The sequence below is a fragment of the Mycobacteriales bacterium genome (genome assembly GCA_035690485.1).
Classification (GTDB): Bacteria; Actinomycetota; Actinomycetes; order JAFAQI01; family DASSKL01; genus DASSKL01.
Genome location: DASSKL010000059.1, coordinates 38,293 through 53,767, shown reverse-complemented (window position 1 = coordinate 53,767; position 15,475 = coordinate 38,293). Strand labels below are relative to the sequence as shown.

The following is a 15,475-nucleotide window of genomic DNA, read 5'->3' as shown; positions in this document are numbered from 1 at the left end:
CCGCTGCTGTTCGAGTTCGCCGCAAGCGGGCCGAGCGCGGTCAGCACCGCACCGCCAGTGTGGATCACGGGTGTTGCCCTCCATCGGGGTGGCCGCGGGCCGCAACGCGACGGGCCATGGGAACCTCCGCCCCCGGCGTACGCCGAGGCGGCACGACCACCGAGTCTAGGGGGCGCCCGCGCGGTGAGGGGTCACCATGCGGTCAACCGCGCGGCCCGCCGTGTCGCCGGTCAGTCGGGCACCGGATCGTCGGCGACCTCCTCGACGGGGAACAGCGCGGGCTCCAGGCCCCGCGGCGCGGGCGGCCGCAGGCCGAGGTGGCTCCAGGCGGTCGCTGTCGCCACCCGCCCCCGGGGCGTGCGGGCGAGCAGCCCGGCCCGGACGAGGAACGGCTCGGCGACCTCCTCGACGGTCTCCGGCTCCTCGCCGACCGCGACGGCGAGGGTCGAGAGGCCGACCGGTCCCCCGTCGAAGCGGCGCAGCAGAGCGTCGAGGACGGCCCGGTCGAGCCGGTCGAGACCCCGCTCGTCGACGTCGTAGAGCGCGAGCGCGTCGCGGGCGACATCGCGGGTGACCTGCCCGCCGGCCCGCACCTGCGCGAAGTCGCGGACCCGGCGGAGCAACCGGTTGGCGATGCGCGGTGTGCCGCGCGAACGCCCGGCGATCTCGGCGATCGCGTCGTGGTCGATCGGCACGTCGAGGAGCCGCGCCGAACGCTCGATGACCCGTTGCAGGTCGGCCGGCTCGTAGAAGTCGAGATGGGCGACGAAGCCGAAGCGGTCGCGCAGGGGCCCGGGCAGCAGCCCGGCTCGCGTCGTCGCGCCCACGAGGGTGAACGGCGAGACGTCGAGCGGGATGGCGGTGGCGCCCGGCCCCTTGCCGACGACGACGTCGACCCGGAAGTCCTCCATCGCGACGTAGAGCATCTCCTCGGCCGGCCGGGCCATCCGGTGGATCTCGTCGAGGAAGAGCACCTCTCCCTCGGACAAGGTGGAGAGCAGCGCGGCCAGGTCACCGGCCCGCTCGATCGCCGGACCGCTGGTGACCCGCAGCGGCGCGCCCAGCTCGGCCGCGATGATCATCGCCATCGTGGTCTTGCCGAGACCCGGCGGACCGGAGAGCAGGACGTGGTCGGGGGGCCGCCCCCGGTCGCGGGCCGAGTCGAGCATGACCATGAGCTGCTCGCGCACCCGGTGCTGTCCGATGAACTCGTCGAGGCGCTTCGGCCGCAGCGCGGCCTCGACGATGCGCTCGTCGCCGTCTGCGTAGGGCGAGACGATCTCTGCCTGGTCGGTCATGCGCGGCTCAGCAGCCGAAGCGCCGACTTGAGCAGCACCGCGACGTCGGGCTCCTCGCCGGCCGCGAGCGCGTCGTCGGCGTCGGGGGCGACCGCGCCGAGGGCCTGCTCGACCTCACGGGCCGACCAGCCGAGGCCGGCAAGGGCCGAGCCGACCTGCTCGCGCCAGGCCGCCTCGCGTGGGACGGGCAGGCTGATCGGGCCGCTCGGGACGGCGCCGATGCGGTCCTTGAGCTCGAGCACGATGCGCTGCGCTCCCTTGCGGCCGATGCCGGGGACGCGGGTGAGCGTGGTCAGGTCGTCGGTCGCGACCGCGGCACGCACGCCGTCGGCACCGAGCACGGCGAGCATCGCCTGGGCGAGCTTGGGCCCGACGCCACTGGCGGTCTGCAGCAGCTCGAACAGGTCGCGGGCGTCGTCGTCGGCGAAGCCGTAGAGCGTCAACGAGTCCTCGCGGACGACCAGTGAGGTCGACAGCCGCGCCAGGTCGCCGACTCGGAGGGTGGCCAACCCGGCCGGTGCGCACTGCACCGACAGGCCGACGCCTCCGACCTCGATGACGGCGGTGTCGGCACCGGTCGCGAGCACCCGCCCGCGCACCGAGGCGATCACGCCGACCTCGCCGCGAGCGCCTCGGCCAGCCGCCGCTGCGCGCTGCCGCGCCAGACGTGGCAGACCGCGAGAGCAAGCGCGTCGGCGGCGTCGGCGGGCTTGGGCCGGTCGGGCAGCGCCAGCACGCGAGCGACCATGGCCGCGACTTGGGCCTTGTCGGCCCGACCCGAGCCGGTGATCGCGGCCTTGACCTCGCTCGGCGTGTGCAGCGCGACGGGCACGCCTGCCCGGGCAGCGACCAGGATCGCCGCGGCCGAGGCCTGGGCGGTGCCCATGACCGTGCGCACGTTGTGCTGGCTGAACACCCGCTCCACGGCGACCGCGTCGGGCCGGTGCGCGGCCAGCCACTGCTCGAGCGCGCCCTCGAGGGCGAGCAACCGAGCTCCGATGTCGTCGGTCGCTGGTGTGCGCACGACGTCGACGGCCACGAGTCGCATCGGCCTGCCCGGGCTTCCGTCGACCACGCCGAGGCCGAGCCGTGTCAGCCCGGGGTCGACACCGAGCACCCGCACGCGCCGCACCTCCGCCTCGCCCGAACACCTGTTCGGAAGGCTACGGCGTACGCCGCCGCCAACCACTCAACGACACGCCCCCCTCGGCGGGGACCTCGTCAGCCGGCTTCGGCGAGGACCTCGTCGGAGATGTCGAAGTTGGCCCAGACGTTCTGCACGTCGTCGCAGTCGTCGAGCGCCTCCACGAGCCGCAGGATCTTGCGGCCGGTGTCGTCGTCGACCGGCACGGAGACACTGGGCAGCCAGGCCACGTCGGCGGACTCGATCGCGATGCCCGCGGCCTCGAGCGCCACCCGCACCGCCTGCAGGTCGCCGGCCTCGGACACCACCTCGTAGGCCTCACCGAGGTTGTTGACCTCCTCGGCACCCGCGTCGAGCACGGCGACGAGTACGTCGTCCTCGCCGAGCCCCTCGGCGGGCACGAGCACCACGCCCTTGCGGTTGAACAGGTAGGCCACCGACCCCGGATCGGCCATCGAGCCGCCACCCCGCGTCACGGCGGTGCGCACCTCGGAGGCGGCCCGGTTGCGGTTGTCGGTCAGGCACTCGATGAGCAGAGCAACACCGCCGGGCGCGTAGCCCTCGTAGGTGATCGGCTCCCAGTCGGCCCCGCCGGCCAGTTCGCCGGACCCCCGCTTGACCGCCCGGTCGATGTTGTCGTTGGGCACCGAGCTGCCCTTGGCCTTGGCGATGGCGTCGGCCAGTGTCGGGTTGCCCGCCGGGTCGCCGCCGCCGGTGCGCGCGGCCACCTCGACGTTCTTGATCAGTTTCGCGAACAGCTTGCCGCGGCGCGCGTCGACGACGGCCTTCTTGTGCTTGGTGGTCGCCCACTTGGAGTGACCGCTCATGCCCCGCGCTCCCTGACCATCGAGACGAACAGCTGGTGCACCCGGGCGTCACCGGTGAGCTCCGGGTGGAATGAGGTCGCGAGCAGGTGGTCCTGCCGCACCGCGACGATCGTACCGGCGAGATCACCGGGGTCCGCACCCGTCGAGCGGCTGTGCACGTGGTGCCCGAGCCGGCCGACCACCTGCACGCCACCGCCCGCACGCTCGACCCACGGCGCGCGGATGAACACCGCCGGCACGCTGCCGACGCCGTCGAGGTCGACCGTCCCCTCGAAGGAGTCGACCTGCCGGCCGAACGCGTTGCGGCGTACGACGATGTCCATCCCGCCGATGCGGTCCTGGCCGGGCACGCCGTCGAGCACGTCGTCGGCGAGGAGGATCATGCCGGCGCAGGAGCCGTAGACCGGCAGCCCGGCCGCCACCGCCTTCTGCAGCGGCTCCAGCAGCTCGAAGGTCACCAGCAGCTTGCCGATCGTCGTCGACTCGCCGCCGGGCAGCACGACTCCTTCGACGCGGTCCAGCTCCTCGGGCCGCCGCAACGGGGTGGCGGACGCGCCCGCGCGGGTCAGTGCCGCGAGATGCTCGCGCACGTCGCCCTGGAGGGCGAGTACGCCGATGCGCGGGGTTGTCATGCGGGGCGCCCGCGGAGCCGCGGGCGCAGCGAGCGACTTGGCGACGTGGTCACCAACCGCGGGAGGCGTAGCGCTGCTCGGCGGGCAGCTCGCTGACGTTGATGCCGACCATCGCCTCGCCGAGCCCGCGCGACACCTTGGCGATGATCTGCGGGTCGTCGTGCATCGTGGTCGCCTCGACGATCGCCCGCGCCCGCTTGGCCGGATCGCCGGACTTGAAGATGCCGGAGCCGACGAACACGCCCTCGGCGCCGAGCTGCATCATCATCGCCGCGTCGGCAGGGGTGGCGATGCCGCCCGCGGTGAACAGCACGACCGGCAGCTTGCCCGCCTCGGCCACCTCGCGGACCAGCTCGACCGGCGCGCGCAGCTCCTTGGCCGCGGCGAACAGCTCCTCCTCGGAGGCCGACTGCAGCCGGCGGATCTCGGAGAGCACCGAGCGCATGTGCCGCACGGCTTCGACGACGTTGCCGGTTCCGGCCTCGCCCTTGGAGCGGATCATCGCGGCGCCCTCGGAGATGCGGCGCAGCGCCTCGCCGAGGTTGGTCGCACCGCAGACGAACGGCACGGTGAACTTCCACTTGTCGATGTGGTGCGCCTCGTCGGCCGGGGTCAGCACCTCGGACTCGTCGATGTAGTCGACGCCGAGCGCCTCGAGCACCTGCGCCTCGACGAAGTGGCCGATGCGGGCCTTGGCCATGACCGGGATCGAGACCGCCTCGATGATGCCTTCGATCATGTCGGGGTCGCTCATCCGGGCGACGCCGCCCTGCGCGCGGATGTCGGCGGGCACCCGCTCGAGCGCCATGACCGCCACCGCGCCGGCGTCCTCGGCGATCTTGGCCTGGTCCGGGGTGACGACGTCCATGATGACGCCGCCCTTGAGCATCTCGGCCATGCCGCGCTTGACGCGGGCGGTGCCGACGGCGGTTTCTGCGGGTGTGCTCTGCGCGGTGTTCACGAGGAAATGGTACGGCGGGCCCCGCAGGCGCGACGACCGTGAATCAGCCGGCCACCAGGTCGTTCGTCTGCGGCACCAGCAGGATCCAGGTCTGTCCCGGTTTGAGGGTGAGCGGCTTGCCGTCGGCGCCGGTCCAGCTGGTCGGTGCGGTGAGACCGGTACGGCTCCACGTGCCGTCGTAGCGGTTGCCGTCGCGCAGCAGCACCGCGCGACCGGACCCGATGGTCGCCGAGTCCGGCGAGTTGTTGCCGAGCACGTCGACGTAGCGGCCGGCCCGCAGCGGCACGAACTGCACGAGGATGTTCGCCGGCGCGACCGACGTCCCGTCGGTGCCCTGCACGAGCCAGCTGCCGACCTGCACGTGCCAGCCACCGCGTGCGGCGTCCCAGGACAGGTAGTTCTTGGTGTACGACGAGAACGTCGCGACCAGCCGCCCCGTCACCGGCGTGCCACCGGCCGGTGCCGGGCCGAAGCGGAACCCGACGTCGGTCAGATCGGTCGCCTTCGCCGGCGCGGCGGCGATCAGCCGCCTGGGTGTCGTGTAGAAGTTGTAGGCCTCGACTCGGCGGCCACGCATCGTGTAGGCCCCGTCGTAGCGCTCGTCGGGCACCGGCACCAGATTGGCCGCGTCGATGTGCGCGAGCACCCCGCGATTGGCGCCGGAGAAGCCGAAGAGCACCTTGCCGTACTCGCCGAGCAGCTCGACGTCGGTGTCGCGGGCACTGCGGACCGGGCCGATGTCGGTGTCCGACGGACCGACGTACATCGCCATGTAGCGCGTCGTGCCGCCTTCGACGAGCTCCTCGTAGACGACCTGCGCCGCCTGCAGGCCGTGCTGCAGCGGTCGGGCGCTGGGGGCGTTGTCGATCTTGACCGCCACAACCGGCCCGGTGGGGCCGGGCTGACCGGTGAGCCAGCCCCCGGGCGGTGGTGCGGCGAGGGTCGGAGTGGGGCTCGCTGTCGGGCTCGGGCCGTGCGTCGGGGTCCGCATCGGCGCGGCCTTGTGCGGCGCCGAACCACTGCAGCCGGCCAGAGCCAGTGACGCCAGGACCAGAGCAGCGACGAGCGACGGACGGCGGGCAGGCACGGTGCAGCGCTTCCTCAATAGACGGATTGAGCGGCGACCGGCCGCCGGCGATGACGTTAGCCGAGCCCGAGCGTGGCAGGGCGCTACCCCAGGGGCGCGGCGTCGCGGTCGGCGTGGGCGGACCGCGAGACGGACTCCCACGGCAACGTGTCGTCGATCTCGAAGCAGGCCGGCATCTCCGCGTGCCCGGCGAGGCGGAACAGCCGCGGCAGCCGGCGCTGCCGCACGTCGAGTGCGCCGAGCACCGCGTCGTTGTAGAAGCGGCGCGCGAACGCCACCCCCGCCGCCGCGCCGAGCAGGTCGTCGACCGGTTCACTGCCCGGCACGAACACCGTGGGAGCCGCCTGGAGGCACGCATGCAGCTGGCGGGAGAGCAGGTTCTCGGCGGCCTCCCGCTCGCAGCCCAGCCCGGCAGTCGCCAGCGACACCCCGGCGCGGCGTCCGAGGGTGTCGGCGACCGGTGCCGGCAGCGCACGGACCGACGCGAGCGTGCGGCAGGCGCTCGCCCGCTGCACGAGCTGTGCCTCCAACGCGGCGCCGGCGGTGTCGACCCGCTGGTGCAGCCGGTCGAGGCGGCTCGCGGTCCAGCTCAGGTAGGCGACGGCGAGTACGACTACGAGGACGAAGCCGACTGCGAGGCCCACAGCTCGACTGTAGCCTCGTCGACCCCCACGGACGTCCCGGACACGATCACCGTCTCGTAGACCCGGACGACCTCACGCGCCACGACCGACCAGTCGTATCGGCGCACCGTCCGCCGGCCCGCGTCGACGAGCCGCTCCCGCTCCCCCGGCGCGTCGAGCAGCGAGCCGAGCGCGGTGACGAGGGCGTCGGGATCGCCCGCCGGGAAGAGCACACCGGCCCGCCCGTCGTCGAGCACCTGGCGGAAGGCGTCGAGGTCGCTGGCCACGATCGGTGTGCCGGCGGCGAGCGCCTCCAGCAGCACGATGCCGAAGCTCTCCCCTCCGGTGTTGGGAGCGACGAACACGTCGACAGACCGGTAGAAGCGCGCCTTGTCCTCGTCGCTCACCAGGCCGAGGAAGACCACGCGGTCGCGCAGCGACCGGGGCAGCGCCGGCGGGTCACCCGGGCCGGCGACGAGCAGGCGCAGGTCCGGACGCGCAACGGCGAGCTGCGCGAAGGCGTCGAGCAGCGTGGCCAGCCCCTTGCGCGGCTCGTCGATGCGGCCGATGAACCCGGCCGCACCACCCTCGCCGGGCCATCCCGGCAACGGTTGCGCCAGGGCGAACCGGTGGACGTGTACGCCGTTGGGCACGAGCACCGCGTCGTGGCCCAGGTGCTCGACGATCGTGCGCCGAGCGGCAGGCGACACGGCGATGCGTGCCTGCACCTTCTCCAGCTGCGTCTGCAGCGGCGTCTGGAACAGCGACAGGATCCGCGACCGCGTGTTGTGCGCGTGCGACGTCGACACGATCGGCCCGTCGGCGCACATCACGGCGAGCAGCGACAGGCTCAGCGTCTCGGGCTGGTGCACGTGCAGCACGTCGAACTGCCCCGCCCGCAGCCACCGCAGCATCCGCGTCGCCGACACGGGTCCGAACGTCAACCGGGCAACCGAGCCGTTGTAGGGCACCGGGATGCTTCGCCCGGCCCGCACGACGTACGCCGGCAGCGGCGCCTCGTCGTCGTCGACCGGCGTCATCACCGAGACCTCGTGACCCAGGTCCTGCAGCGTCTCGGCCAGGTCGCGGATGTGCGCGACGACGCCGCCGGGGACGTCCCAGGGGTAGGGGCTCACCATCCCGACGCGCACGGCCCTACACCCAGACCTTCTGGAACATGTGCCAGTCCTCAGGGTGCGCGGCGATGCCCTCGGCGAACGCGTCGGCCATCTGCTGCGTCATCGCCCCGATCTGCTCCTGGCGCGACCTCCCGGCTGGCGGCACCACGCGCGGGTGGATGTGGCCCGCCCACGACCGGTCGTCGGGGTAGTGCAGGGTGACCGGCAGCAGCGCCGCCCCGGTGTCGATGGCGAGGGCTGCGGGCCCGGCCGGCATCTTGGCGCGGCCGCCGAAGAAGTCGACCCCGACCCCGGTCGACGTCAGGTCGCGGTCGGCGAGCAGGCACAGGCAGCCGCCGGCGCGCAGCCGCTCGGCGAGCACGGCGTAGGGCGGCCGCTCCCCGCCGGTGAGCGGGATCACCTCCATGCCCAGCGACTCCCGGAACCGCACGAACCGACCGTAGAGAGCCTCCGGGCGCAGCCGTTCCGCGACCGTCGTGAACGGCACCCCGGTCATCACCAGCCACGCACCCGCGTGGTCCCAGTTGCCGGTGTGCGGCAGGGCGAGGATCATCCCGCGGCCCTCGGCCCAGGCCTCGCGCAGCCGGTGCTCGTGAGCGACGTTCATCCGGCCGACGACCGTGTCACGGTCCAGCTCGGGCAGCCGGAAGACCTCGCACCAGTAGCGCGCGTAGGACCGCATCCCGGCAGCCACCGTCGCGTCGAGGACCGACTCGTCGACCACCCGGGCGAGGTTGCCGCGCAGTCGTCGCGCGGCGGTGCCCTGCCGGTGGAAGCCGACCCGGGCGCCGACGTCGAAGACCGCCCGCGCGAACGGCGACGGCACCGTGCGGATCGCCCGCCAGCCGGCCGCGTAGCCCCAGTCCGGCAGCCTCACGCGCTCATCGCCCCTCGCGGGTCATGCGGGTCGGGAGAGAGCCAGCGCCTGGCGGCGTACCTCTGCGAGCCGCTGCCCGACGGTGATCGCGGCCGTCACCGCCAGCACCCAGAGCACCGCGACCTGCAGCTCGTTGACGTCGAAGATCCCGGAGAACCCGGTGGCCACCAGGATCGCGACGAGCCGCTCCGGGCGCTCGACGAGCCCGACGTTGCAGGTCATGCCGAGCCCCTCGGCGCGCGCCTTGACGTACGACGTGATGAGCGAGAGCGCCAGCGTGAACAGCGCGACGCCCGCCACGAGCTGGTCGTCGCCGGGGCCGGCCCAGTAGAGCGCGATGCCACCGAAGATCGCGGCGTCGCCGAACCGGTCGAGCGTCGAGTCGAGGAACGCGCCGTAGACGCCGGTAGAGCCGGAGATGCGCGCGACCACCCCGTCGAGGGAGTCACTGAACACGAAGCAGGTGATGACGACCGTGCCCCACAGGAACGAGCCGCGCGGGTAGAAGCCGAGCGCACCGCCGACCACGCCGACCGTGCCGACGACGGTGATCATGTTGGGCGTCACGCCCCACGCGACGAGGCGCGTGCCCAGTGGCCGGAAGAGTCGGTTGATCACCGGGCGGGCGTGTATGCCGAGCATGAGCGCCGAGGATAGCCAGCAGCGGTGATCGGATCCGGCCTCGCGGCCCTTGTCACACCACGGGTTTCGGGAGTTGCATCAGCACACGGCACGCCTCGTGCCGCCGGTCCTCCCATGAGGTCCGCCCCCGAGCAGTCCGCATCGAAAGGGTGGTGGTCATGGCCGACAAATCCGGCGCCGGCGCTGCGCCCGGCAGGGCACCTTCGGTCGAGCAGCCCGCGAACATCCGCAACGTGGTGCTGGTCGGCCATTCCGGATCGGGGAAGACGACGCTCGTCGAGGCCCTCCTCGTCGCGACCGGGACGATCCCCCGGGCCGGTCGGGTCGAGGACGGCAGCACCGTGAGCGACCACGACGAGGCGGAGGTCCGCCAGCAGCGGTCCGTCTCGCTCGTCGTCGCGCCGTTCGAGCACGCCGGGGTCAAGGTCAACCTGCTCGACTCGCCCGGCTACGCCGACTTCGTGGGAGACCTGCGCGCGGGGCTGCGCGCCGCCGATGCCGCGCTGTTCATCGTGTCGGCCGCCGACGGCATCGACGGCACCACCCGCATGATCTGGGACGAGTGCGCCAACGTCGGCATGCCACGCGCCGTCGTCGTCACCCGGCTCGACTCGCCGCGCGCCGACGTCGACGGGGCGCTCGCCGCGTGCCAGGAGGCGTTCGGCGCCGGCGTACTCCCCCTCTACCTGCCCGAGCGGTCGGGGGCCGAGGTCACGGGCCTGTCGTCGCTGCTCAACCCGACCCGCGACGACGACGACGTGGCCACCGCCCGCAGCGCGCTGATCGAAGGGATCATCGCGGAGTCCGAGGACGAGACCCTGATGGACCGCTACCTCGGCGGCGAGGAGATCGACGTCAAGGTTCTCGTCGGCGACCTGGAGACCGCGGTGGCGCGCGGCTCGTTCTACCCGGTGCTGCCGGTGTGCGCGGGCACCGGCGTCGGCATGACCGAGCTGCTCGAGGTGCTCACCAGCGCGTTCCCGTCACCGCTCGAGCACCCGCTGCCGACGGTGACCAGGCCCGACGGCTCGGCGATCTCGCCACTGACCTGCGACCCGTCCGGCCCGCTGTGCGCGGAAGTGATCAAGACGACGACCGACCCCTACGTCGGTCGGATCTCGCTGGTGCGGGTGTTCTCCGGCACGCTGCGCCCCGACACCGTCGTGCACGTGTCCGGGCACGGCCTGGCCGAGCGCGGGCACGAAGACCACGACGTCGACGAGAAGGTCGGCGCCCTCGCCTCGCCGCTGGGCAAGCAGCTGCGGCCGGTCGACCGGGTCATCGCCGGAGACATCTGCGCGATCGCGAAGCTGTCGCGCGCCGAGACCGGCGACACGTTGTCGTCGAAGGAGGAGCCACTGCTGATGTCGGCCTGGGAGATGCCCGAGCCGCTGCTGCCGGTCGCGATCGAGGCGAAGAGCAAGTCCGACGAGGACAAGCTGTCGACCGGTCTTGCCCGCATGGTCGCCGAGGAGCCGACGGTGCGGCTCGACCGCAACGCCGAGACCCACCAGCTCGTGCTGTGGTGCATGGGCGAGGCCCACGCCGACGTGCTGCTCGAGCGGCTGAAGACGAAGTACGGCGTCGAGGTCACCGAGGTGCCGCTGCGCGTGCCGCTGCGCGAGACCTTCTCCGGGGCGGCGAAGGGGCACGGCCGGCACGTGAAGCAGTCCGGCGGCCACGGGCAGTACGGCGTCTGCGACATCCAGGTCGAGCCGCTCGGGTCGGGCGAGGGCTTCGAGTTCGTCGACAAGATCTACGGCGGCTCGGTGCCCAACCAGTTCATCCCCTCGGTCGAGAAGGGCGTGCGCGCACAGATGGAGCGCGGGGTCAGCGCCGGCTACCCGCTGGTCGACATCCGCGTCACGCTCGTCGACGGCAAGGCGCACTCCGTCGACTCCTCCGACATGGCCTTCCAGATGGCCGGCGGTCTGGCGCTGCGCGACGCCGCCCAGAACGGCACCGTGACGCTGCTCGAGCCCGTCGTCGAGCTGGCGACGCTGGTGCCCGACGACTACGTCGGCGCCGTGATGAGCGACCTGTCGTCACGCCGTGGCCGGGTGACCGGCACCGAACCCGTCGGTGACAACGGCCGCACGCTGGTCCGGGCCGAGGTGCCCGAGATCGAGATCACCCGCTACGCGATCGACCTGCGGTCGCTGTCGCACGGCACGGGCACGTTCACCCGCCACTACCTGCGGCACGAGCCGATGCCGTCGCACCTGGCGGGCAAGATCGCCGCCGAGCAGCAGGAAGAACCGGCGCCCTAGTCCGGGGCGCGACCTGCCCGCGTGGTTCTAGCCCGACTTGTCCGCCGGTAAGGGGCCCGGAAGGCCCCTTTTCACCCCCCGACGGCCGGACAAGTGGGCGCGATGCTCAGTCCGGCGGCCAGTGGGCCGCCACGAGCTCCCGGGTCTCGCTCAGCAGCTGCGGCAGCACCTTGGTGTGGCCGACGACCGGCATGAAGTTGGTGTCGCCGCCCCACCGCGGCACGACGTGCTGGTGCAGGTGCGCGGCGATGCCGGCGCCGGCCACCCCGCCCTGGTTCATACCGATGTTGAAGCCCTGCGCGTTGCTCGACGCGCGCAGCGCCTGCATCGCCTTCTTGGTGAATTCGGCGAGCTCGGCGGTCTCGCCGTCCTCGAGGTCGGTGTAGTCGGCGACGTGCCGGAACGGCACCATCATCAGGTGACCGCCGTTGTAGGGGTACAGGTTGAGCACGGCGTAGACGCACGACCCCCGCGCCACGATCAGGCCGTCCTCGTCGCTCATCGTCGGGATCTCGCAGAAGGGGCATCCCGCCTTGCCCTCGCCCTTGATGTAAGCCATGCGGTGCGGCATCCACAGGCGCTGGAAGGTGTCGGCCGGCCCACAGCCGTGCTGCTGCTCCGTGGTCGCCGGGTCGGGCTCGGGCGCGGTCATCTCAGGCGGAGATGGCAGTGTCGGGGTTGAGCGCGTCGGGCGGGTCGACGCGGTTGGCCACCACCCGCTCGATCTCCTGCACCGCGTCGGCGACCGGCACGCCGCGCCGCTCGACTCCCGTGCGGTAGCGGAACGACACGGCGCCCGCTTCCACGTCGCGGTCTCCCGCGATCAGCATGAACGGCACCTTCTCCGTCTGCGCCTTCGCGATCTTCTTCTGCATGCGCTCGTCGGACGTGTCGACCTCGACCCGCAGGCCCGCACCGCGCAGCCGGGCGGCGATCTCCTCCAGGTAGGGCACGTGCCGCTCGGCGATCGGGATGCAGGTGACCTGCACCGGCGCGAGCCAGGCGGGGAAGGCGCCGGCGTAGTGCTCGAGCAGCACCGCGAAGAAGCGCTCGACCGACCCGAACAGCGCACGGTGGATCATCACCGGCTGCGCCCTGGTGTTGTCGGCTGTCTGGTACTCGAGACCGAAGCGCGCCGGGGTCTGGAAGTCGAGCTGGATGGTCGAGATCTGCCAGCTGCGTCCGATCGCGTCGCGCGCCTGGACGGAGATCTTCGGCCCGTAGAACGCCGCGCCACCGGGGTCGGGCACGAGCTCCAGGCCCGAGTCGACCGCCGCCTCGCGCAGCGCCTCGGTCGCCTCGTCCCAGTCGGCCTGCTCCCCCACGAACTTCTCGCTGTCGTCGCGGGTCGACAGCTCGAGGTAGAAGTCCGACAGTCCGTAGTCGCTCAGCAGGGACAGCACGAACCCGAGCAGGCTCTTGAGCTCCTCGCCCATCTGCTCGCGGGTGCAGAAGATGTGGGCGTCGTCCTGCGCGAAGCCGCGTGCGCGGGTCAGCCCGTGGACCACGCCGGACTTCTCGTAGCGGTAGACCGTGCCGAACTCGAAGAAACGCAACGGGAGATCGCGGTAGGACCGGCCCCGCGCCTGGAAGATCAGACAGTGGAACGGGCAGTTCATCGGCTTGAGGTAGTAGTCGTGCCCCTCCATCTGCATGGGCGGGTACATGCCGTCCGCGTACCACTGCAGGTGGCCGGAGGTCTGGAAGAGGTTCTCCTTCGTGATGTGCGGCGAGTAGACGAACGAGTAGTCGGCCTGCTCGTGCCGGCGCCGCGAGTAGTCCTCCATCACCCGGCGTACGGCCGCGCCCTTGGGGTGGAAGACGGCCAGCCCGGAGCCGATCTCCTCCGGGAAGCTGAACAGATCGAGGTCGGCGCCGAGGCGGCGGTGGTCGCGTTTCTCCGCCTCCTCCAGCCGGACGAGGTAGTCGTCCAGAGCCTGCTGCGACTCCCACGCGGTGCCGTAGATCCGCTGCAACTGCTGGTTGTGCTCGTCGCCGCGCCAGTACGCCGCGGCGGTGCGCATCAGCTTGAACGCCGGGATCGCGCCCGTCGACGGGACGTGCGGCCCGCGGCAGAGGTCGGTCCAGGCGACATCGCCGTTGGTCTTGTTGTCGTAGACGGTGATCTCGGGGCCGGCCGCGTCGACCATCTCCTCGCCCGAGACCTGGCCCGAGGTTGCACGGTCGATGATGTCGAGCTTGTAGGGCTGGTCGTGGAACAGCGCGCGCGCCTCGTCGGGCTCCAGCCGCCGCCGGGTGAAGCGCTGGTCGGCGCTGATGATCTCGCGCATCCGTGCCTCGATGCGCTCGACGTCGTCGGGCGTGAACGGCTCGGCGACGTCGAAGTCGTAGTAGAAGCCGTTGTCGACCGGCGGCCCGATCGCGAACTTCGCGTCGGGGAAGAGGTCGGTCACCGCCTGGGCCATCACGTGAGCGGTCGAGTGGCGCAGGATCGCCCGCCCCTCCGGCGAGGCGAGCGGGATCGACTCCAGCGCGTCGCCGTCCTCCGGCAGCCACGACAGGTCGTGCAGGGCGATCTCGTTGGCGCGCACCCCGACCGCCTCGATGCCCGCGTCGGCGAGGATCGTGCCGACCGTCTCCCCCGTCGACACGACGCGAGGAGCGCCGTCGAGGGTGATGCGGAGGTCGGCCACGGAGTACTCCCACTCGCCGTCGGACAGGGGCGAGCCGATGCTACCCAGCGGCAAAACCGAGTTAGAGCGCGCTCACAGAGGCAGGAACGGCTCGTCGAGAGGCTTTCCGAGCAGGAACTGCGCGGCCGCCGGGACGGCCCGCCGAGCCTCGGCGAGAGTGGGCGCGACCAGCCGATGGACCAGCGCGAGGTCGGCCGGCTCCGGCGCGCGGATCGTGAACGTCGCCTGCCAGCCGGCCGGGCACCGCTCGTAACGGGCACCCACCGGACCGACCCCGCGGACCTCGAGCTCTTCCTCGACGCCGCCGCCGGCGAGAACTGCCTCCACGGCGGGCGACGATAGCGGTGCGGAGATTCGCCGTCAGCCCACCTCGCGGCGTAACGACCTGCGCGTTTGCGGCACGGCGCTACGGCGTACGGCGGAAAGGCGGGACGAAGTGGGCGATACTGGGATCGAACCAGTGACCCCTCGCGTGTGAAGCGAGTGCTCTCCCGCTGAGCTAATCGCCCGGGACGGCGACCACTGTAACCTGCCACGACAGCGGGGCGGGCTACGTGCACAGACGTCCCGGTGTGCGCGGTTCGTGCCCGAAATTGCCCGACGAATCGGGCGCTTCCGGCACCCCCGTGCGTTAGCCGTGTCCTCGGCGCGGGAAGGCTCGTTACTGCAGGCAACAGCGGATCGAATGCCAGACGAGAGGTTCCACGCGATGAACGCCCGACCCGACATGGTGAGTGCCGAGCTCGAGCTCCGACTTGTGGTGCCGGGCAGCGCGTCGCTTCCGGTCATGGCCGACATGCGCTACGACGGCTCCGATCCCTATGCGGTGCACGTCGCCTTTCACACCGGCAACACCGACGTCGTCGAGTGGACCTTCGCCCGCCAGCTGCTGACCGACGGCGTCACCCGCCCGGTCGGTGAGGGCGACGTCCAGGTGTGGCCGTCGCACACCAGCGGCCGTCCCGTCGTCTGCCTCTCGCTGTCCAGCCCGTCCGGCCGCGCCCTCTTCGAGATCCCGCTGGCCGACCTCGTCGAGTTCCTGACCAAGACCTACGCCGCAGTCCCGACCGGCAGCGAGAGCGACTTCGTCGACGTCGACGCCGAGCTGGCACTGCTGCTCTGGAGCGAGCCCGAGATCTGACGGGCGACCCCGCTGATCCCCCGCCCCGATCCTGTAGAGTCGTGCACGCAGGCCGGGGGATTTCCCGGGCCACGCGGACGTGGCTCAGTTGGTAGAGCATCACCTTGCCAAGGTGAGGGTCGCGGGTTCGAATCCCGTCGTCCGCTCGGAGGCGCCGCGAGGCGCAGGGGCCCTCGGTCC

At 72.0% G+C, this 15,475-nt stretch carries 16 protein-coding genes and 2 tRNA genes; 3 read left to right on the top strand and 15 right to left on the bottom strand.

Annotated elements, in window-relative coordinates:
- Positions 1–230: 230 nt before the first annotated feature.
- From ruvB to VFJ21_07725, 11 genes are all read right to left on the bottom strand, one after another.
- Positions 231–1,298 carry a Holliday junction branch migration DNA helicase RuvB gene (gene ruvB, locus VFJ21_07775; protein ID HET7407015.1) on the bottom strand — a complete coding sequence of 356 codons (1,068 nt, stop codon included), beginning with the start codon at positions 1,296–1,298 and terminating at the stop codon, positions 231–233.
- Positions 1,295–1,909, bottom strand: coding sequence for a Holliday junction branch migration protein RuvA (gene ruvA, locus VFJ21_07770; GenBank protein HET7407014.1), 615 nt, complete (start codon positions 1,907–1,909; stop codon positions 1,295–1,297). The genes ruvB and ruvA overlap by 4 nt, the downstream gene beginning before the upstream one ends.
- A complete protein-coding gene (ruvC, locus tag VFJ21_07765; GenBank protein ID HET7407013.1) occupies positions 1,906–2,421 on the bottom strand; it encodes a crossover junction endodeoxyribonuclease RuvC in 516 nt (171 codons plus the stop codon). The genes ruvA and ruvC overlap by 4 nt, the downstream gene beginning before the upstream one ends.
- A gap of 98 nt (positions 2,422–2,519) precedes the next feature.
- Positions 2,520–3,269, bottom strand: coding sequence for a YebC/PmpR family DNA-binding transcriptional regulator (locus VFJ21_07760; protein HET7407012.1), 750 nt, complete (start codon positions 3,267–3,269; stop codon positions 2,520–2,522).
- The gene (gene pdxT / locus VFJ21_07755; GenBank protein HET7407011.1) at positions 3,266–3,901 is read right to left on the bottom strand and encodes a pyridoxal 5'-phosphate synthase glutaminase subunit PdxT; all 636 of its coding nucleotides are present in this window, start codon (positions 3,899–3,901) and stop codon (positions 3,266–3,268) included. Before pdxT ends, VFJ21_07760 begins: the two co-directional genes overlap by 4 nt.
- A gap of 49 nt (positions 3,902–3,950) precedes the next feature.
- Positions 3,951–4,862 carry a pyridoxal 5'-phosphate synthase lyase subunit PdxS gene (pdxS, locus tag VFJ21_07750; protein ID HET7407010.1) on the bottom strand — a complete coding sequence of 304 codons (912 nt, stop codon included), beginning with the start codon at positions 4,860–4,862 and terminating at the stop codon, positions 3,951–3,953.
- A 43-nt stretch (positions 4,863–4,905) separates the two neighbouring features.
- Entirely contained in the window at positions 4,906–5,853 is a 948-nt protein-coding gene (locus tag VFJ21_07745; GenBank protein ID HET7407009.1) for a DUF3048 domain-containing protein, read from the bottom strand.
- 179 nt (positions 5,854–6,032) lie between these two features.
- Positions 6,033–6,593, bottom strand: a complete 561-nt coding sequence (locus tag VFJ21_07740; protein HET7407008.1) for an NUDIX hydrolase — start codon at positions 6,591–6,593, stop codon at positions 6,033–6,035.
- On the bottom strand, positions 6,563–7,723 hold the full coding sequence (locus VFJ21_07735; GenBank protein ID HET7407007.1) for a glycosyltransferase family 4 protein: 1,161 nt from the start codon (positions 7,721–7,723) through the stop codon (positions 6,563–6,565). Before VFJ21_07735 ends, VFJ21_07740 begins: the two co-directional genes overlap by 31 nt.
- 4 nt (positions 7,724–7,727) lie before the next feature.
- Positions 7,728–8,588, bottom strand: a complete 861-nt coding sequence (locus tag VFJ21_07730; GenBank protein HET7407006.1) for a phosphatidylinositol mannoside acyltransferase — start codon at positions 8,586–8,588, stop codon at positions 7,728–7,730.
- A gap of 21 nt (positions 8,589–8,609) precedes the next feature.
- On the bottom strand, positions 8,610–9,230 hold the full coding sequence (locus tag VFJ21_07725; GenBank protein HET7407005.1) for a CDP-alcohol phosphatidyltransferase family protein: 621 nt from the start codon (positions 9,228–9,230) through the stop codon (positions 8,610–8,612).
- A gap of 158 nt (positions 9,231–9,388) precedes the next feature.
- On the opposite strand from VFJ21_07725, the gene VFJ21_07720 reads away from it, so the two are divergent.
- Complete coding sequence (locus VFJ21_07720) at positions 9,389–11,500, top strand: elongation factor G-like protein EF-G2 (protein ID HET7407004.1); 2,112 nt, start codon at positions 9,389–9,391, stop codon at positions 11,498–11,500.
- A gap of 106 nt (positions 11,501–11,606) precedes the next feature.
- Here the strand turns inward: VFJ21_07720 and VFJ21_07715 are convergent, their stop codons facing one another.
- The 4 genes from VFJ21_07715 to VFJ21_07700 form a co-directional block, all read right to left on the bottom strand.
- Entirely contained in the window at positions 11,607–12,152 is a 546-nt protein-coding gene (locus VFJ21_07715) for an HIT domain-containing protein (GenBank protein ID HET7407003.1), read from the bottom strand.
- Position 12,153: 1 nt separating this feature from the next.
- Positions 12,154–14,154, bottom strand: coding sequence for a threonine--tRNA ligase (gene thrS / locus VFJ21_07710; protein ID HET7407002.1), 2,001 nt, complete (start codon positions 14,152–14,154; stop codon positions 12,154–12,156).
- 72 nt (positions 14,155–14,226) lie between these two features.
- A complete protein-coding gene (locus tag VFJ21_07705; GenBank protein ID HET7407001.1) occupies positions 14,227–14,481 on the bottom strand; it encodes a hypothetical protein in 255 nt (84 codons plus the stop codon).
- Between the two features lie 110 nt (positions 14,482–14,591).
- A tRNA-Val gene (locus VFJ21_07700) sits at positions 14,592–14,663 on the bottom strand.
- Between the two features lie 200 nt (positions 14,664–14,863).
- On the opposite strand from VFJ21_07700, the gene VFJ21_07695 reads away from it, so the two are divergent.
- Both VFJ21_07695 and VFJ21_07690 read left to right on the top strand, forming a co-directional pair.
- Positions 14,864–15,295, top strand: coding sequence for an SsgA family sporulation/cell division regulator (locus VFJ21_07695; protein HET7407000.1), 432 nt, complete (start codon positions 14,864–14,866; stop codon positions 15,293–15,295).
- A gap of 73 nt (positions 15,296–15,368) precedes the next feature.
- Positions 15,369–15,441, top strand: a tRNA-Gly gene (locus VFJ21_07690).
- Positions 15,442–15,475 lie beyond the last annotated feature (34 nt).